Raw genomic sequence first — 18,174 nt, 5'->3', positions numbered from 1 at the left:
CTCATGCCGCCCCCGCCGCGTCGTCGCGCAGCACCGCATCGAGGGCCACCTCGACCATCTCGTTGAAGCTGCGCTCGCGGGCCTCGCTGGGCAGCGACTCGCCCTTGAGGATGTGGTCGGAGACGGTACAGATGGTCATCGCCCGGCCGCCGAACTCCGCCGCCACGCCATAGAGCCCCGCCGCCTCCATTTCCACGCCGACGATGCCATAGCGCTTCATCAGTTCGAACAGCTCGCCCTGGGGGTTGTAGAACAGATCCGCCGAGAACAGGTTGCCCACCTTCACCGACACGCCCTGGGCCGCGGCGGCATCCACTGCGTGGCGGGTCAGCGAGAAGTCGGCGATGGCGGCGAAGTCGTGGCCCATGAAGCGGGTGCGATTGACCGCCGAGTCGGTGCTCGCGCCAAGGCCGATCACCACGTCGCGCACTGCCACGTCGTCGCGCACCGCGCCGCAGGAGCCAACCCGGATCAGCCGCTTCACGCCATAGTCGGTGATCAGTTCCTTGGCATAGATAGAGACCGAAGGAATGCCCATGCCATGGCCCATCACCGAGATCTCGCGGCCGCGGTAACTGCCGGTGAAGCCGAGCATGTTGCGCACGTTGTTCACCTCACGCGCATCCTCGAGGAAGGTCTCGGCGATGTACTTGGCACGCAGCGGGTCGCCGGGCATCAGCACGGTGTCGGCGAAGATGCCGCGTTCGCCCTGGATGTGGGGAGTCGCCATGTCGAGGCTCCTATGCAGCGAGAGGGTCAGTATGAGGCGGCTTGGGGAGAAAGCTCGTGCCGTCGTCCATGGGCGAAAGGCCCAAGTGCGACGCCAGGCTCTGGCCGATGTCGGCGAAGGTGTCGCGTGCGCCCAACGAGCCGGATGCAAGGCCCGCGCCCAGCGCCAGCACCGGCACCCGTTCGCGGGTATGATCGCTACCGTGCCAGGTGGGGTCGCAGCCGTGGTCAGCGGTGATCACCAGCAGGTCGTCGTCGCGCAGTTTGGCCAGCAGCTCGGACAGCCGCGCATCGAAGGCCTCCAGCGCGGCGGCATAGCCGGTCACGTCGCGCCGGTGGCCGTAGAGGGTGTCGAAGTCGACGAAGTTGGTCATCACCAGCGAGCGCTCGCCGGTCTCCTCCAGGGCAGCCAGGGTGGCGTCCATCAGCGCGTCGTGGCCGCTGGCCTTGATCGTGCGTGTCACGCCGCAGTGGGCGTAGATATCGGCGATCTTGCCGATGGCGATCACTTCGCCGCCGTCGCTCTCGAGCTTCTGCAGCACCGTGGGTGCGGGCGGCTCGACGCTGTAGTCGCGGCGGTTGGCGGTACGGGTGAAGTCCGCCGCACTTGCACCGACGAAGGGTCGCGCAATCACCCGGCCGATGTTGTAGGGCTCGAGCAATCGCCGGGCGGTCTCGCATAGGGCGTAGAGCCGCTCGAGGCCGAAGGTCTCCTCGTGGGCGGCAATCTGGAACACCGAGTCGCCCGAGGTGTAGACGATGGGCTTGCCGCTGGCCATGTGCTCCTCGCCGAGGCGGGCGATGATCTCGGTGCCCGAGGCGTGGCAGTTGCCCAGCACGCCAGGCAAACCGGCTTCGCGCTCGAGTGCCTGGAGCAGCTCCGGTGGGAAACTGTCTTCCAGGTCGAAGAAATAGCCCCAGTCGAAGCGCACCGGCACGCCAGCGATCTCCCAATGGCCCGAGGGGGTGTCCTTGCCCGAGGAGATCTCCCGGGCGTGACCGTAGGCGCCGATCACCTCGGCCGGCACCTCGACACCCTCGGTCCAGGCGCCGGTACTCTCGCGGTGGGCGTGGAACAGCCCCAGCCGGCCCAGGTTGGGTAGCGCCAGCGGTCCCTGGCGTATCGCGTTGTCGCACTGTCCGCGGGCGCAGGCGGCGGCGATATGGCCCAGGGTATCGGCCCCCGCGTCGCCGAAGTCCACCGCATCCGGCGCCCCGCCGATGCCGAAGGAGTCGAGTACCAGCACGATGGCGCGAGTCATGGCGCCTCCCGACGAATCACGTCTTGAATGAGTGTAGGCAGTGTGACGTCGCCGGTCGCGACGTCGTTCACTTCGATGGCGGCACGCAGCTGGCTGGCGGCGCGCTCGGCATCGGCCTCGCTTGCCGCATGCACCCAGGCCAGCGGGCGCTCGCCGTCGACAGGCTCGCCGAGGGCGGCGATACTGGTCAGGCCGACGGCATGGTCGATGACATCGCTCGGCACACGGCGTCCACCGCCCAGCTCCACCACGGCAAGCCCCACGGCGCGAGTGTCCATGCGCGTGACCCGGCCGCTGCGCTCGGCATGCACAGGGCGCACGATGGGCGCACGGGGCAGGTAACGGTCGTGGCGCTCGAGCAAGTCGGCGGGGCCGCCCAGGCCCGCCACCATACGGGCGAAACGCTCGGCGGCAGCCCCCGAGGCGAGCCGCTCGTCGAGCAGGGCCAGGGCGCCTTCATGGTCGCTGGCCAGCCTGCCGGCCAGCAGCAGCTCGGCGGCAAGCGTGCGGGTTACCTCTAGCAGACGCCCGTCCCTCTTATCTCCGGCGAGCAACGCAATCGCCTCGCGCACCTCGACGGCGTTGCCGGCGCAGGGCGCCAACGGCTGGCTCATGTCGGTGAGCAGCGCGGTGGTCGGCGTACCGGCGCGGCTGGCCGCCTCGGCGATGGTCGCCGCCAGTTCCCGCGATTTCTCGGGCGTGGGCATAAAGGCGCCGCTGCCGCTCTTGACGTCCATCACCAGGGCGTCGAGGCCGCAGGCGAGCTTCTTGCCCAGGATCGAGCTGACGATCAGCGGCAGCGACTCCACCGTGGCGGTGACGTCGCGAATGGCGTAGAGCCGCCGGTCGGCCGGCGCCAGCTCGGCGGTTTGGCCGACGATGGCCACGCCCGCCTCGCGCACCAGCTTGCGGAAACGCTCCCGCGAGGGGGCGATGTCGTAGCCGGGAATCGCCTCTAGCTTGTCCAGGGTGCCGCCGGTGTGGCCCAGGCCGCGGCCGGAAACCATCGGCACGTAGCCACCGCAGGCGGCGATCCACGGCCCCAGCACCAGCGAAACGAGGTCGCCCACGCCACCGGTGGAGTGCTTGTCGAGCACCGGCCCCGGCAGATCGAGCCCCGGGCCCAAGCCGCGCCACGCCAACACCTCACCGGAATCGCGCACCGCCTCGGTCAGTGCCACCGTCTCGGCGGCATTCATGCCATTGAGATAGATCGCCATGGCCAGCGCACCGACCTGGGCATCGGAGAGGCTGCCGTCGGCGATGCCCGCTACCAGCTCGCCTATCTCCCCGGGCGAGAGCGCCTGACCGTCGCGCTTGGCGCGAATCAGCTCCTGGGGAAGCGCACGGAAAGCCATCAGTAGCCTCCCATCGGGCCCTGGTCTCGCTCGACGCCCAGGGTGTCGAGCAGGCTGCCGAGTAGCCCCGAGGCGCCGAAGCGGAAGTGTGCCGGGGTGATCCACTCAGCCCCCATCACCCGCTCGGCAAGCTGCAGGTAGGCGGCGGCATCCTCGGCGGTGCGTACCCCGCCGGCGGCCTTGAAGCCCACGTCGCGGCCACTCGACTTGATCGCGGTGAGCAGGATCTTGGCCGCGCTCAGGGTGGCATTGACCGCCACCTTGCCGGTGGAGGTCTTGAGGAAGTCGGCACCGCCGTCGATGGCCAGCATGCCGGCGCGGTCGATCAGCCCGGCGTCCTTGAGCTCGCCGGTTTCCAGGATCACCTTGAGCACGGCGTCGCCGCACTCACGCTTGCACGCCTCGACCAGCTCACGGCCGACCTCGGCGTCGCCCGCCATCAGCGCGCGATAGGGGAAGACCACGTCGACCTCGTCGGCGCCGGCGGCAATGGCCGCCCGGGTCTCCTCTGCGGCGCGCTCGATGTCCGCCTCGCCGTGGGGGAAGTTGGTCACCGTGGCCACCTTCACCTTGCCGGCCAGGCCCTGCTCGGCCAGCGCCTGGCGCGCAGTCGGCACGAAGCCAGGATAGACGCACACCGCCGCCGGGTGGCCCGAGGGTGTATTGGCCTTGCGGCACAGTTCACGAATGACGGCGTCGCTGTCGTCGTCGTTGAGGCTGGTGAGGTCCATCAGCGCCAAGGCCTGGCGCGCGGCCTGCTGCAGTTCGGTCATGACGTCACCTGTAGAGAACGGAGAGAAATCGAGGCCATCAGATCACGCCCCCCAGGGCGAGGAAGAAGCCGGCGATGGCCGCCGACATCAGGTTCGAGAGCGTGCCCGCCAGCACCGCCTTCACCCCGAAGCGGGCAATGTCGTGGCGTCGACTGGGGGCGATGCTGCCCAGGCCGCCGAGCAGGATGGCGATCGACGAGAGGTTGGCGAAGCCGCACAGGGCAAAGGAGAGAATGGCGATGGTGTGGCCACTCATGGCCTGGCCGGTATTGGCCACCATCGCGTCGCCATCGATGTAGGGTGCCAGGTTGATGTAGGCGACGAACTCGTTGACCACCAGCTTCTGGCCGATGAAGGAACCGGCCAGGGTGGCCTCCGCCCAGGGCACGCCGAGCACGAAGGCAAGCGGCGCGAACAGCCAGCCGAGGATCAGCTCCAGGCTCAGTTGCTCGACGCCGATCCAGCCGCCTACGCCGCCGAGCATGCCGTTGATCAAGGCGATCAGGCCGATGAAGGCGAGCAGCATGGCGCCGACGTTGGCCGCCAGGCGCAGCCCCGAAGTGGCACCGGTCGCCGCCGCATCGAGCACGTTGACCGGCTTGTCCTCCTCCTCGATGACCTGGTTGGCCTCTTCGGTGTCGTCCACCGGCTCGTGGGTCTCGGGCATGATCAGCTTGGCGAACAGCAGCCCGCCGGGAGCGGCCATGAACGACGCCGCAACCAGGTACTCCATGGGGATACCCAGCGCCGCGTAGCCGGCCAACACCGAGCCCGCCACCGAAGCCAGCCCACCGCACATCACCGCGAACAGCTGCGAAGGGGTCATGCGCGCGATGAAGGGACGTACCACCAGCGGCGCCTCGGTCTGTCCGACGAAGATGTTGGCGGTGGCCGAGAGCGATTCGGTGCGCGAGGTGCCCAATGCCTTCTGCAGCGCCCCGCCGAGGATGCGGATCACCCACTGCATGATGCCGAGGTAGTAGAGCACGGCGATCAGCGAGGAGAAGAAGATGATCACCGGCAGCACCTTGATGGCGAAGACGAAGCCGATGTTGCCGGTATCGGCCAGGCCGCCGAACAGGAAATCGATGCCGTCGTTGGCGTAGAGCACTACCTGGCTGACACCGGCGGAGATGGTCTGCAGCACCGCCTGGCCGAACGGCACATAGAGCACGAAGGCACCGATGCCGGCCTGGATGGCGAAGGCGCCGCCTACGGTTCGCAGCCGAATGTCGCGCCGGTTGAAGGAGAAGACAAGGGCGATGGCGATGAGCGTCGCCATGCCGACCAGGCTCATGATGGCGGTCATGGAATTCTTCCTTTGGTGCCGGCGGCGATGTGCCAGGACCCGCCGCATCTGGTTGTCGTGATATCAGCGCAGGGAAAACTGCACGAGATGTTAAAATTATAACATTTTGCGTTATCCAACCAACATCTATTCGAAGCGCAAAATTGCTACGCCAACCGTAGTGGCTTGGGGGCAGGACAGTGTAGGGAGTGGAAAATACTCGTTGCCTGGCTCAGCATAGGGCCAGCCAAAGCGATCTTCGAGCCAAGTTCTGGAGTGTGAAATTGGAGAGCAGTGAATGAAAGACCGCAGCGCCATGCGCCTGGCCCGTCTGCAGCAGGCACTGGCCGGTGGCGGCACCCTTCCTCTCGGCGAGGCCGCCCAGATGTGCGGCGTCTCCGAGATGACCATTCGCCGCGACGTAGCCGCAAGCGACGGCGCCATGATGCTGCTCGGTGGACGCCTGGTCATGGCCAATCACTACGCGCCGGTCTATGACCTCGACCAGCAGCAGGACAGCCACGCCTTGGCCAAGCGACGGCTCTGCGAACAAGCCGCCCGCTTCATCGAAGACGGGGATACCCTATTCATCGACTGCGGCACCACCCTGCTACCCCTGGCAGGCATGCTCGCCAGGGGCAGCCAACTCACCGTGGTGACCTATGCACTCAACGTCGCCAATGCGGTGAGCCTGGTCCCCAGCGTACGCCTGGTACTGCTGGGTGGCCTCTATCACACCACCTCGCACTCCTTCGGCAGCGACGACATGAGTGCGGCGATCAAGCGCCTGGGCATCAATCGTGCCTTCATCTCGGCCGCCGGGGTGCACGCCGAGCGCGGCGTGAGCTGCTTTCACTTCCACGAGGTCGCCCCCAAGCAGGCCGCCATTGCCTGCGCCGCACAACGCCTGCTGGTAGTCGACGAGAGCAAGATCGGACAGATCCGCCCCGCCTACTTCGCCAAGCTCGACGACTTCGACGTGGTGATCACCGACGGCGACATGGCGCCATCGCCGGAGAACGGCGGCCCGAGAATCGTCGCCGCCTGACCCCGGACACGGCGAAGCCGGACCAAGTCCGGCTTCGGTGGGTGGTGTTGATGGCCGAGCGCAGCCAGTTTTCGTCCAAGCCTAGCCACACTTGGACCAGCCACAACCCGCATAGCAAGTCGGGCAGCCATCCATCATGATCAGCTCGCCGCGACACTCCGGGCAGTGACCGACCACCGTGGGGCCATCGCTTTTCTCTTCGGCGGCTGCCGCCTTGGCCTGCTGCTCGGCCTGCGCTTCCTCTTCCGGTGTCGGTGGCTGCCAGGGGTGGCCGTGGGTCAGGCGGTGGGCATAGCGGCGCACCAGCTCCTCCACTGGCACCTGGTTGCCATCCTGATCGAGGAAACCGCGGCGGTAGAGGATCTGCTGGATCGACCAGGCGATGGCCGCTACCTCGGAGTCGTGGAACATCGGCTTGCCCCAGCGGTTCATGCCGCAGCGCACCAGGCCCTTGTCCCAGGCCACCTTGCGCAAGTCGGCCACCGCCTGGGTGACGTAGCCGCCGCGAGCGGCCAGCGACAGGCTGCGCATGGTGGCAGTGATCCACTGGTGCTCGCTGGAGAGCTGGCCGGAGGGGAAGAAGAACTCCACCGGGCGTTCGATCACCACGCGCTTGCCGTCGAGCACGCCCTCCACCGGCATGAAGGAAACCAGCAGGTAGACCTTCTTGCGGCCTTCGGCGCCGACATAGGAGATCTTTTCGGACACAGCCTCGAGGGTACCCTCGGGGCGCGAGGGTATGCGTACCGTGAGCGGATTCTCGTCGGCCAGCGGTGGCGCTTCCACCGCCTTCTTGACGCTGTAGGAAACGATCTTGGACTTGATTTCGACGGCCATCAGCGGGCTCCTTCAATACTTGTCTTCACGACGCGGAAACGGATCGAGCGGTTACCACTTTCCATAGGTACCCTCTTTCAGTGCGTCATAGAGATTGGCCGCGTTGTGCTCCTCGCCGTCGTAGATCACCTTCTCGTCGCCCTTGAGTTCCAGTGTCTCGCCGTCCTCCAGCTCGAACACGTAGGTGGTGTTCTTGAGATCATCCTCGCGTACCAGCACGCCCTGGAACGCTTCCGGGTTGAAGCGGAAGGTGGTGCAGCCCTTGAGCTTGCTCGCGTAGGCGTCCAGATAGAGGTCCTTGAACTGCTCGAAGGGGAACTCGGTGGGCACATTGACCGTCTTGGAGATGGCCGAGTCTACCCAGGCCTGGGCCGCTGCCTGCACCGCCACGTGCTGCTGCGGGGTGACCGCGTCGGCGGTGATGAAGTAGTCGGGCAGGTCGCTCTCCACCGCATCGCTGGCGATGAAGTGCCGATAGGCGGCAAGCTCGAAGGAGACTACTTCGACCTGCTCCTTGGTCTTCTTGCCCGACTGGATCACGTTGCGGAAGTAGCGGTGCGAGAAGGACGGCTCGATGCCGTTGGAGGCATTGTTGCCCAGCGACAGCGAGATGGTGCCGGTCGGTGCGATGGAACTGTGGTGGGTGAAGCGCGCGCCATGCTCGGCGAGTGCCGCGACCAGCTCCGGCTCCACCTCGGCGACCTTCTGCATGTAGCGGCTGTAGCGCGCGTGCAGGATGCGCCCGGGCACCTTGTCGCCGATCTCGTAGCCGTCCTTCGCCAACTCCGGGCGCTCGCGCATCATCTTCGGCGTGATCTCGAAGTCCTCGGCCAGTATCGGCGCCATGCCCTTCTCGCGGGAGAGTTCCAGCGCCTGCTTCCAGCCCTCGATGGCCAGGTTGCGGCTCACTTCCTCGGTGAAGGCGAGCGACTCGGCCGAGCCGTAGGGGATCTTGAGCATGGTCAGGGTCGAGCCCAGGCCGAGAAAGCCCATGCCGTGACGGCGCTTGGCCTCGATCTCGCGGCGCTGGCCCTCCAGCGGCAGGCCGCTGATCTCGACCACGTTGTCGAGCATGCGGGTGAAGATCGCCACTACCTGGCGATAGCGCTCCCAGTCGAAGCGCGGCTTCTTGCCGAAGGGGTCGATGACGAAGCGGGTCAGGTTGACCGAACCGAGCAGGCAGGCGCCTTCCGGCGGCAGGGGCTGTTCGCCGCAGGGGTTGGTGGCGCGGATCTCCTCGCAGAACCAATTGTTGTTCATGCGGTTGACCTGGTCGATCAGGATGAAGCCCGGCTCGGCGAAGTCGTAGGTGGAGCGCATGATGGTGTCCCACAACTCGCGGGCCTTGATCACCTCGACGATACGACAGGCCACGCGACCCTCGGCGTCGACGGTGTAGCCCTCCTCGATCACCGGCCAGTCGCGGTAGATCAGGTCCTCGGGCTTGACGTCTTCTTTCTCGCCGGCATGCAGCGGGAAGGCCAGCGGCCAATCGGCGTCGTTCTTCACCGCTTCCATGAACTCATCGGTGATCAGCAGCGAGAGGTTGAACTGACGCAGCCGGCCGGCTTCACGCTTGGCCTCGATGAAGCTACGCACGTCGGGATGGCCGACGTCGAAGGTGCCCATCTGGGCGCCTCGGCGACCGCCCGCCGAGGCCACCGTGAAGCACATCTTGTCGTAGATATCCATGAACGCCAGCGGGCCGTTGGTGCCGGCGCCGGCGCCGAACACGAAGGCGCCCTTGTGACGCAGGGTGGAGAACTCGTAGCCGATGCCGCAGCCCGCCTTGAGGGTCATGCCGGCATCCACTACCGAGGAGAGGATCTCGTGCATGGAGTCGCGGATGGTGCGCGAGACGGTGCAATTGATCAGGCTCACCGCCGGCTTGTAGTCCTCGGCGCCGGCGTTGGACATGATGCGTCCGGCGGGAATGGCGCCGTTCTCCAGCGCCCAGCGGAACTTGGGCAGCCACTCCTCGGCCCTGTCGCCTTCCACCGCGGCCAGGGCACGCGCAACGCGATCCCAGGTCGCCGCCACGTCCTTGTCGACGGGCCGGCCATGACGATCCTTGAGGCGATACTTGGAGTCCCAGATATCGCGTGAGGGCGCTTGCATAGGCACCTCGTGGGATGTCTTGACGGCCTTGGTGGAAGTACTCATGCAGGGATCTCCAGTCAGGGTCAAAAGTTCAAATCGTTCAACGTTCCTGGCGCGCCATGCGCTCGAAGCGTGCCAGCCATTCCCCGAGCCGCCCCTGGGCCAGGCCCTCCTCGCGGCTGTCGAGCAGGTTCTTGACCATCAGGCCAAGCTCGGTATCGCCCTCGATCACCAGCCGGCGCTGGAAGAACAGCGCGTCGGGATCCTCGCGCCGGGTCGCCAGGCACAGGAACTCGCGCCAGCCGCCGCGAATGGTGGCCTCTCCCGTCTCCGGGCTGAGCCGGAAGCGCTCCGCATCGAGGGTCAGCGTCAGCACCACGCCCAGGTCCTCGATGTGTAGCGAGATGCGCCGCCCTTCGAGCACATCGAACTCGCCCTCTGCCAGAGGCTCGGCAAAGGTACGGTTGAGCAGCGGCTCGATCAGTTGACGCTTCACCGCGAGCGGCACGCGGGGATCGATGGCACGAATCAGTCGAGTCGGGGCCGGAGGGCGCGGCAGGGACGACAAGGGCAACATGAACATGATGTGCTCTCCCACGGAGCGAACGGTGGATATCGCTGGCCACAACGGCCGATGAAACCGTCCATCCTAAGCGCGACGCGGGCTGCCTGCACTGACATGCGTCAAGCGCTTGCCTCTGCCCCCAACCGGGGACTTGGCTACCATATATAGCCAAGTCCAGGGGATCAAGCACCATATCTGGGTTTTATTTTTAACGCTAACGCTTGCAATCCGATAACTACTTGATCCCCAAGCGACGTGCCAGCTTGTGCAGGTTGCTGGGGTCCACGGCAAGCCGGCGGGCGGCATTCGCCCAGTTGTCGCCGCTCGCCGCCAGGGCTTGGCGAATCGCCTGCCGCTGCGCGGATTCGACCTGGCTGCGCAGCGGCTCGTCGGTGCTCGACGCCACACCAGGGACAGCGGATTCGTCGCGACCGGCTTTCAACGCTTCGCCCTTTAACGTTTTGCCATGAGACAGGTCGAGCCACTCCGGTTCCAGGGTGACGATGTCGTCGCGTCGGGCACCGTGGCCCAACGCCTTGATCGCCGCTCGGCTGATGACGTGCTCGAGTTCGCGCACGTTGCCCGGCCAGGCGTAGGCCAGCAGCGCCGCCTCGGCCGCCGGCGCCAGGCGCAGGCTGCGCACGCCGAGCCGGGCACGGTTGATCTCGAGAAAGTGACCGGCCAGTACCAGCACGTCGCTGTCGCGCTCGCGCAGCGGTGGGATCGCCACCGGATAGACCGACAACCGGTGATAGAGATCGGCACGAAAGTGGCCTTCGCGCACGCCGTCGGCCAGCCGGCGGTTGGTGGCGGCGATGATGCGCACATCGACCCGGCGCGGGGTATCCTCGCCCAGGCGCTGCACCTCGCCGTTCTGCAGCGCACGCAGCAGCTTGGCCTGGATCGGCAGCGGCAACTCGCCCACCTCGTCGAGGAACAGGGTGCCACCGTCAGCGGCCTCGAAGCGGCCCGCACGATCCGCCGTGGCGCCCGAGAAGGCCCCTTTCACGTGGCCGAACAGCTCACTCTCGGCCAGGGTCTCCGGCAGGGCCGCACAGTTGACCTGCACCAGCGGCTGCTCGCGCCGTGGCGAACGCTGATGCAGGCGCCGGGCGAACAGTTCCTTGCCCACCCCGGTCTCGCCCATCAGCAACACCGGAAGGTCGGACTCCGCCACCACGTCAAGTTCGTTCAGCAGGCGCTGCAACCCGGCGCTGTGGCCGAGAATCTCGCCGCCCTCGCCCGGCTCGGCATGCGGGAGCATGCCGTGGCTCGCCATGCGCAGCGCGCGCACCTCCTGCTCCAGGCGCGAGACGCGCACCGCAGCCTCGACCAGCAGTGCGTAGCGCTCAAGCGCCGTGCATGCAGCCTCGTCGAAGGTACCTGCCACCAGGGCGTCCAGGGTCAGCACGCCCCACGGCTCCCCTTCGACGTGCAGGCTGATGCCCATGCAATCGTGCACGTGCAGCGGCTCTCCCGGCTGCTGCTCGACCAGGCCGTCGTATGGGTCGGGCAGGCTGGAGTCCGGCGGGAACAGGGTCGAACGGCGGCTCGTGAGAATGGCGGCAAGACGCGGATGGCGGGCCACCTCGAAGCGTCGCCCCAGCGCTTCGCGCACCAGGCCTTCCACCGCCACCGGCGCCAGCACGTCATCCCGCACCCGCAGCAGGCACACCGCGCCGCAGCGGAAGCCCTCACGCAGGGTACGTACCAGGCGCTGCAGGCGCACGACGCTGGGCAGGTCGGCAGTGAGGTCGGCGAGGAGAGAATCATCCAGCATGGTAAAAACCACCCAATAAGGTATAAATCACCTTAACCGAGAAAGGTAAAATTTACCATTCAAACAGCAACCCATTGATAAAGAAGGAGCGCAAAAGTGGCATGGCGATTGCTCTGTCAGGGTGTCACCCATCATCGAGGTAATGCCACATGAACCTGCAGGAACAGACCGTTGGCCGCATCGCCCTGTCGCTTCCCGGTGCCACCCGCATCTTCCATGCTCATCACATCGACTTCTGCTGCGGTGGGCGTATCAGCCTGCGCCAGGCCGCCGAGCGCGCCGGCCTGCATGTCGACAAGCTGATCGCCGAACTCGAGGCGCTGCCGGCCGCCAGCAGCGAGCAACACGACTGGCGCGAGGCCAGCAACGCCGAGCTGATCGACCATATCCTGACCCGCTATCACGACGTGCACCGTCAGCAGTTGCCCGAGCTGATCCGCATGGCGCGCCGGGTGGAGCAAGTTCATGGCGATCGCGACACCTGCCCCAACGGACTGGCCGACCTGCTGATGGTCATTCACCAGGAAATGGAGAGTCATATGCAGAAGGAGGAACAGATCCTGTTCCCCATGCTGCGCAACGGCATGGGCGCCCAGGCCCAGGGGCCGATCGCGGTGATGCGCCACGAGCATGACGATCACGGTGAAAACCTGGAGCAGGTAATGCGGCTCACCGACGACATCACCCCGCCCAAGGGCGCCTGCACCACCTGGCGTGCCCTCTACACCGGCCTGCGCGAATTCCGGGAGGACCTGATGGAGCACATCCACCTGGAGAACAACCTACTGTTCGAACGGGCCGGCTGAATCCTGCCTTGTTGCCCGCGCCCGCCCCGGCGGGCGCCATCCCTTCCTGACGACAGGAGACGCCATGCGACTCTGGAAAAAGGCCCAACCCAAGACGAGCGACAGCGATGCGCTACGTGAGGAGCGGGACCGACTGCAAGCTCGACTCCTGGAGCTCGAGGCCGAGCGACAGGTTCATCGACACCTCTTCGCCAACCTCACCGGCTTCGGCGATTCACTGGCCGCGTTGCGCGAATCCTTCTCCGAACTCTCCGGGTTGCTTGCCGACAACCGGCGCGTAGCCGACCACACCACAGGCGAATCGCAGCAGAGCCAGGAGGCCCTGGACGCCATGGTCAACGAGCTGCGCAACCTCAACCAGCGTATCGGCCAAGCGGCGGTGCAGGTCACCTCCCTGCGTGGCGACGCTGACAGTATCGGCAACTTCGTTCACCTGATCGAAGAGATTTCGCTTCAGACCACGCTGCTGGCCTTCAATGCCAGCATCGAAGCCGCACGTGCCGGCGATGCCGGGCGCGGCTTCGCCGTGGTGGCAACCGAGGTACGCGAACTTGCCACCCGTACCGGAGCAGCCACCGAGGAGATCGATAGCCTTACCGGCAGCATTCTCGCCCAGACCGGCACGGTGGATGCCGCCATGCATCACAACGCGTGTGAAACCGAGCGGCTAAGCGCCGCGGCAAGCCAGGTGATGCAGCGCACCGAACGGCTGCTGGCGCTGAGCCGGGAAAGCAGCCAGGCGCTGACCTTCTCTGCCATGCTGAGCGAAGTGGAGCTGGCCAATCTGGAGGAGCTTGAGGTGAAGCTGGAGGTGTACCGAATCCTCATGGGACTCTCCACCACCACTGCCGACGAGCTACCCGACGAAACCCAGTGCGCGCTGGGCCGCTGGTATTATGCCGGGGCCGGCGGCATGCGTTTCGGCGATGACGAGGACTTTCGCGCCCTGGAACTTCCACATCGCGAGGTGCACCGTCAGGCCATTGCAGCCGTACGCATGTACCAGGCTGGCGAGATGGACGAGGCGATGCAGGCCCTGGCCAGGATGGAGTCAGCCAACCTCGACGTGATGAAGCGGCTACGCCATATCATGCAAAAGTACCGCCCCCAGGCTGTCGAAGCCAGCCAGGGGGCGCTACCTGTCCCTGCCAGGCTGGCCACCAAGCCGCTACCGGCGTGAAGCCACAGCTCACCTCGGCGCCCTATTCCGGAGCCCACTTGCGAGGGCTCGAACAGAGAAAGCGGCGCCACTGGACGCCGCTCGTTCGCTCCTCTCGGCAGGCCTACACCGTGCGCGAGAAGCGCCCCTCGTTGGGTGTGAGATAGGCATCGAAGGCCATCGCCATGTTGCGCATCATCAGCCGCCCGGCGGGCAGTACCTCGATGGAAGCGGCGTCAATCGACAGCAGGCCGTCGGCCTGCATCTCCTCGAGCTGGCCCAGGGCATCGGCGAAATAATCGCGGAAGACGATGTCGTGGCGCACCTCGATGTTGGCGAAGTCGATGCGTCCGTGGCACATCAGGGCGTTGATCACGTCGCGGCGTAGGCGGTCGTCATCGTTGAGCCGATAGCCGCGCATCACCGGAAGCCGCCCCGCCTCGAGCCGCGCCTGGTACTGGGCGGTCTCCTTGACGTTCTGGCTGTAGCTGTCGCCGACCTTGCCGATGGAGGTGATGCCCAGCCCGATCATGTCGCAGTCGGCATGGGTGGAATAACCCTGGAAGTTGCGCTGCAGGGTGCCGTTCTCCTTGGCCAGGGTCAGCTCGTCGTCGGGCAGGGCAAAGTGATCCATGCCGATGTAGACGTAGCCGGTCGCAGTCAGGCGGCGAATGGTCAGTTCCAACAGCTCCAGCTTGCGCTCCGGCGGCGGCATGTCCTCGGGGCGGATCAGCCGCTGGGCCTTGAACAGCTCCGGCAGGTGGGCATAGCTGTAGGCGGCGATACGATCCGGGCGCAGGGCGATGATCTTCGTCAGGGTGGCGTCAAAGCTCGCCACCGTCTGCAATGGCAGGCCGTAGATCAGGTCCACGCTAACCGACTGGAAGCCGGCCTCACGGGCGGCCACCACCAGCTCGACGACCTGCTCCTCGCTCTGCACGCGGTTGACCGCCTTCTGCACGTCGGGGTCGAAATCCTGTACGCCAAAGCTCAGCCGGTTGAAGCCGAGGTCGTGCAGCTCGTGGATCTGGCTAGGCGTGACCGTACGTGGATCGACCTCCAGCGAAAACTCCCGCGCCGCAGGCTCGGCGAAGTGGAAGGCCTCGTCGAGGGCCGCCATCAGCTCGCCGAGCTGGGCGTTGCTCAGGTAGGTGGGAGTACCGCCGCCCAAGTGCAACTGGGTCATGCGTCGATTCTCGTCGAACAGCGCGCCCTGCACACGGATCTCCTGCTTCAGCCAGTCGAGATACTCCGCCGCCCGCTCGGTGTTGTGGGTGATGATCTTGTTGCAGGCGCAGTAGTAGCACAGGCTCTTGCAGAACGGGATGTGCACGTAGACCGACAGCGGCTTGGGCGAGGCGACCCGGTTGCTGCGCTCCGCGGCGGCGCGATAGTCGTCCTCGGCGAAGGCCGCATGGAACTGCGGCGCCGTCGGATAGGAGGTGTAGCGGGGCCCCGGGCGGTCGTACTTTTCCACCAGGGGGCGATTGAACAGTTGATCGTCTTGCATGAGCGGAACAGCCTCTTGAAACCTCGGCATGGAGCGCGCCATGCCCTATTGCCGGTGAGTATGACATCGGCTATCGGTGTCGTCTCGACAGCTCGCCGCTCTATTGTCCGGGGTCAAGTTTGCCGGTGTGCGCAGCGAGCACCCTCCGGCCCGCACGCCTTTCCACCTGCCTTGCCACACGCCCCAACCACACCCGCAATCGCCAGGCCACCATCAGCCAACCCAGGCTCCAGGACAGGGCCGAGGCCCATAACAGCAGCAGCCAGTGGGAGCCGACCTCGATCGCCCACAGGCGCAGCACGGCCGCCACGGCGAACAGGCCGGCCAGCGGCAGTAGTGCTGCCTCTTCCTCCGGGCCACGCTTGGCACGCAGGATCACGTGACGCAGCATGATCGCACTCGCCAGGGTGCCAAGCGCCCCGACGGTGAAGGCGTGCAGAGCGGTGCTGGCATGCTGCGGCGCCCACCAGCTGCGTGCCAGCAGCAGCAGGCCGATGGCGATCCAGGCGTAGCCCAGCATCAGCACCTGCAAATCCGGGCGCTCCTGGCAACGTAGCGGCTCCCAGCGCCAGATACGCGCCAGCACCAGCAGGCCCGCCGCCAGCACCATCAGAGCCGCCAGCGGCCGCAGCGTGGCCCATAGCATCAGGAACGGCGCCACTCCCAGCAGCACGATCAATGCCGCCTCGATACGTGGCTGCACGCCGGTGCCGGCCGCACGGAAGCGCTTCATCAGGTAGCCATTGACCGCCGGGGCGATGACGCGCCCGCCCATGAAGGACATCAGCAACACCAGCCACAATACGCTCTGGTGCATCAGCGGCGTCGTGGTCGGCATATCTTCGAGGTAGCGCCAGGTGAGGGTCACCACGGCCAACAGGCAGAGCATGCCCAGCAGCGGCGAGAGCAGTCGGTTACGCCATTTCTTCGCGGCGATGAAGCGCGGCACCAGCCGCGAGGCCACCCACAGGGCGAAGGCGCCATCGGCCAGCGAAGAGATTGCCGCACCTGACCAGTCCAGCACGCCCAGCCTGCCTACCAGCCACAGCGTCACCAGCAGACTCAGTTGCCGACGCGGCATGGGGCCCAGCAGGTAGCCGGCGATCACCGCCAGTGCGAAACCGAACAGCATTTCCCGCGCATGGGCGGCCGGCGTCGCCAGTTGCACCGATATCCAGCCGTGGTAGAGCGCCAGCAACGAGAGCGGCACCATCACGGCGGCATGTATCGCCGCCAGCGGAAACAGCCAGCGCCAGGCGGGTATGCGAGGAGCGGTAATATCGATACCGGACTTGGCAGCGTCTTCAAACATGTATATAAAATACTATTTATAGACGCGACTGGAAACCATGCCACAGCAGTGTATATAGCGAGGTTGCCATGAAAGACCCTTTGGTACGCCTTGGCTGGCAAGCGCTGGCTTACGGCTGCATCGGCCTGGGAACCGCCGGGCTGGTGGTACCGCTGCTGCCGACCACCCCTTTCCTGCTGCTCGCCGCCTGGGCGGCACCCAAGGGCTCGCCGCGACTGGCGCGCTGGTTGTGGCACCATCCTCGGCTGGGCCCGCCACTGCGCGCCTGGCAACGGCAGCGGGCCATCGCCAGGCCAGCCAAGCGTCTTGCCACGGTACTGCTGTTCTTGAGCTGGCTGGTATTATGGCTGGGTGGCGCACCTATCCCGGTACTAGGCGTAACAGCAACCCTGTTCTGCTGTGTGGCCCTTTTCATCTGGACGCGACCCGATGCCACACCTTTGGGCAGCGAACGCCACGCTAAGCATACTGCTATGATAAGAAGGACTTAGCGTACATAAATCGTTGCTTATCCAGCCAACGCCGGACTTGCCATGCATCTGACTCGCTACACCGACTATGCGCTGCGCGTGCTGATCTATCTTGCCGTCAAAGGCGAGGAGCGTGCCACCATCCACGAGATTGCGGAAAGCTTCGGCGTGTCGCGCAACCATCTGATGAAAGTGGTACAGGACCTCAGCCACCGAGGCTATATCACCACCATTCGCGGCAAGAACGGCGGCCTGCTGCTCAATCGTGCACCAGAGGAAATCACCCTGGGCGGACTGGTACGCGATACCGAAAACGAGCTCGGCCTGGTGGAGTGCTTCCGCGACCACAATGACTGCATCATCACCCCGGCCTGCCGGCTAAAACCGATTTTCAACGAAGCCCTGGACGCCTTCATGGCAGTGCTGGATCAATACACCCTGGCCGACATGCTCGGCATGCGACAGCCGCAGCTCGCCCGTTTGATGCAGATCGCCACCAGCCCTGCCTGACTGTGCCAAAATCCGTTTTGGCTTTTGACGGAAGCCTGACGTACCGCGGGGCGACCCGCTTCGACAGGCTTCGCCATGACCGTAAGCAACTGGAGACAACCATGAAGAAAATCACCGCCGCCCTGCTAGCCGGCACCGCCACCCTGGCGTTTGCCGCTTCCGTCCAAGCAGAGCCCGATGGTGAAGCCATCTATAACCAAGCCTGCATGGCCTGCCACATGACCGGTGCCGCCGGTGCGCCAATCAAGGGCGATGCCGACGCCTGGGCACCGCGCCTGGAACAGGACATGGATACTCTCTATGCCCATTCCATCGAAGGCTTCGGTGCCATGCCACCCAAGGGGGGCCACGTGAATCTCAGCGACGAGGAAGTGAAGGCTGCCCTCGATTTCATGCTCGAACCGGTACTCTGACCCCTCTACAGTTTCAGTAGCTAGATCCTCCACAGGCGGGGCATTGAGCCGACTCCAGGCGACAGCCCCGCCACTGCTTTCCCTCTCTCCTGCGCGGTCGCCCCGCCGCCCCCAAGCGATTACGCGTCACACCACCGCCCATGATCCACGTCAATTAAGGACTGACAATCAGCTGGCATGATGGCAGCAGGTAACAAAGATTCATTTTATATACCTGTAATACCTGTCGTCTCTCACATTTACTGCGACGGGTA

17 protein-coding genes are annotated in these 18,174 nt (G+C 65.6%); 6 read left to right on the top strand and 11 right to left on the bottom strand.

All coding sequences use genetic code 11. The features are described from left to right. Position 1: 1 nt before the first annotated feature. The 5 genes from deoD to HOP51_RS17095 are packed head-to-tail and all read right to left on the bottom strand — an operon-like array spanning position 2 to position 5,431. Positions 2 to 730 (bottom strand): purine-nucleoside phosphorylase, encoded by a 729-nt coding sequence (deoD, locus tag HOP51_RS17115; RefSeq protein ID WP_234275128.1) that lies wholly within the window; start codon positions 728 to 730, stop codon positions 2 to 4. A 10-nt stretch (positions 731 to 740) separates the two neighbouring features. Continuing rightward, positions 741 to 1,991 carry a phosphopentomutase gene (locus HOP51_RS17110; RefSeq protein ID WP_234275127.1) on the bottom strand — a complete coding sequence of 417 codons (1,251 nt, stop codon included), beginning with the start codon at positions 1,989 to 1,991 and terminating at the stop codon, positions 741 to 743. Then, positions 1,988 to 3,349 (bottom strand): thymidine phosphorylase, encoded by a 1,362-nt coding sequence (gene deoA, locus HOP51_RS17105; RefSeq protein WP_234275126.1) that lies wholly within the window; start codon positions 3,347 to 3,349, stop codon positions 1,988 to 1,990. Before deoA ends, HOP51_RS17110 begins: the two co-directional genes overlap by 4 nt. Further along, a complete protein-coding gene (gene deoC, locus HOP51_RS17100) occupies positions 3,349 to 4,122 on the bottom strand; it encodes a deoxyribose-phosphate aldolase (protein WP_234275125.1) in 774 nt (257 codons plus the stop codon). The genes deoA and deoC overlap by 1 nt, the downstream gene beginning before the upstream one ends. 37 nt (positions 4,123 to 4,159) lie before the next feature. After that, positions 4,160 to 5,431: a NupC/NupG family nucleoside CNT transporter gene (locus tag HOP51_RS17095; protein WP_234275124.1), complete on the bottom strand. Its 1,272-nt coding sequence runs from the start codon at positions 5,429 to 5,431 to the stop codon at positions 4,160 to 4,162. A 277-nt stretch (positions 5,432 to 5,708) separates the two neighbouring features. On the opposite strand from HOP51_RS17095, the gene HOP51_RS17090 reads away from it, so the two are divergent. After that, positions 5,709 to 6,458 (top strand): DeoR/GlpR family DNA-binding transcription regulator, encoded by a 750-nt coding sequence (locus tag HOP51_RS17090; RefSeq protein ID WP_234275123.1) that lies wholly within the window; start codon positions 5,709 to 5,711, stop codon positions 6,456 to 6,458. An 81-nt stretch (positions 6,459 to 6,539) separates the two neighbouring features. Here the strand turns inward: HOP51_RS17090 and HOP51_RS17085 are convergent, their stop codons facing one another. From HOP51_RS17085 to norR, 4 genes are all read right to left on the bottom strand, one after another. Further along, positions 6,540 to 7,295 (bottom strand): ribonucleoside-diphosphate reductase, encoded by a 756-nt coding sequence (locus HOP51_RS17085; RefSeq protein ID WP_234275122.1) that lies wholly within the window; start codon positions 7,293 to 7,295, stop codon positions 6,540 to 6,542. 51 nt (positions 7,296 to 7,346) lie between these two features. Beyond that, a complete protein-coding gene (locus HOP51_RS17080) occupies positions 7,347 to 9,458 on the bottom strand; it encodes an adenosylcobalamin-dependent ribonucleoside-diphosphate reductase (protein ID WP_234275121.1) in 2,112 nt (703 codons plus the stop codon). A 37-nt stretch (positions 9,459 to 9,495) separates the two neighbouring features. Further along, a complete protein-coding gene (gene ubiT, locus HOP51_RS17075; protein WP_234275120.1) occupies positions 9,496 to 9,978 on the bottom strand; it encodes a ubiquinone anaerobic biosynthesis accessory factor UbiT in 483 nt (160 codons plus the stop codon). Positions 9,979 to 10,195: 217 nt separating this feature from the next. Beyond that, the gene (norR, locus tag HOP51_RS17070; RefSeq protein WP_234275119.1) at positions 10,196 to 11,740 is read right to left on the bottom strand and encodes a nitric oxide reductase transcriptional regulator NorR; all 1,545 of its coding nucleotides are present in this window, start codon (positions 11,738 to 11,740) and stop codon (positions 10,196 to 10,198) included. Positions 11,741 to 11,889: 149 nt separating this feature from the next. On the opposite strand from norR, the gene ytfE reads away from it, so the two are divergent. Both ytfE and HOP51_RS20975 read left to right on the top strand, forming a co-directional pair. Continuing rightward, on the top strand, positions 11,890 to 12,546 hold the full coding sequence (gene ytfE / locus HOP51_RS17065; protein WP_234275118.1) for an iron-sulfur cluster repair protein YtfE: 657 nt from the start codon (positions 11,890 to 11,892) through the stop codon (positions 12,544 to 12,546). Positions 12,547 to 12,610: 64 nt separating this feature from the next. Next, positions 12,611 to 13,726 carry a methyl-accepting chemotaxis protein gene (locus tag HOP51_RS20975; protein WP_276574361.1) on the top strand — a complete coding sequence of 372 codons (1,116 nt, stop codon included), beginning with the start codon at positions 12,611 to 12,613 and terminating at the stop codon, positions 13,724 to 13,726. Positions 13,727 to 13,829: 103 nt separating this feature from the next. Here HOP51_RS20975 and hemN read toward each other — a convergent pair whose 3' ends face one another. Then, on the bottom strand, positions 13,830 to 15,215 hold the full coding sequence (gene hemN / locus HOP51_RS17050) for an oxygen-independent coproporphyrinogen III oxidase (protein WP_234275117.1): 1,386 nt from the start codon (positions 15,213 to 15,215) through the stop codon (positions 13,830 to 13,832). Between the two features lie 100 nt (positions 15,216 to 15,315). Beyond that, the gene (locus tag HOP51_RS17045) at positions 15,316 to 16,527 is read right to left on the bottom strand and encodes an NnrS family protein (protein WP_234275116.1); all 1,212 of its coding nucleotides are present in this window, start codon (positions 16,525 to 16,527) and stop codon (positions 15,316 to 15,318) included. 68 nt (positions 16,528 to 16,595) lie between these two features. Here HOP51_RS17045 and HOP51_RS17040 point away from each other — a divergent pair, with 68 nt between their 5' ends. The 3 genes from HOP51_RS17040 (at position 16,596) to HOP51_RS17030 (ending at position 17,920) form a co-directional block, all read left to right on the top strand. Further along, a complete protein-coding gene (locus tag HOP51_RS17040; protein ID WP_234275115.1) occupies positions 16,596 to 17,018 on the top strand; it encodes a YbaN family protein in 423 nt (140 codons plus the stop codon). Positions 17,019 to 17,060: 42 nt separating this feature from the next. Then, positions 17,061 to 17,507 (top strand): Rrf2 family transcriptional regulator, encoded by a 447-nt coding sequence (locus HOP51_RS17035; RefSeq protein ID WP_234275114.1) that lies wholly within the window; start codon positions 17,061 to 17,063, stop codon positions 17,505 to 17,507. A gap of 101 nt (positions 17,508 to 17,608) precedes the next feature. After that, positions 17,609 to 17,920 carry a c-type cytochrome gene (locus HOP51_RS17030; protein WP_234275113.1) on the top strand — a complete coding sequence of 104 codons (312 nt, stop codon included), beginning with the start codon at positions 17,609 to 17,611 and terminating at the stop codon, positions 17,918 to 17,920. Positions 17,921 to 18,174: the final 254 nt, after the last annotated feature.

The sequence above is a fragment of the Billgrantia zhangzhouensis genome, from assembly GCF_021404465.1.
In the GTDB taxonomy this organism is placed as follows: domain Bacteria; phylum Pseudomonadota; class Gammaproteobacteria; order Pseudomonadales; family Halomonadaceae; genus Halomonas; species Halomonas zhangzhouensis.
This window is presented reverse-complemented; position numbering and strand designations above follow the sequence as displayed.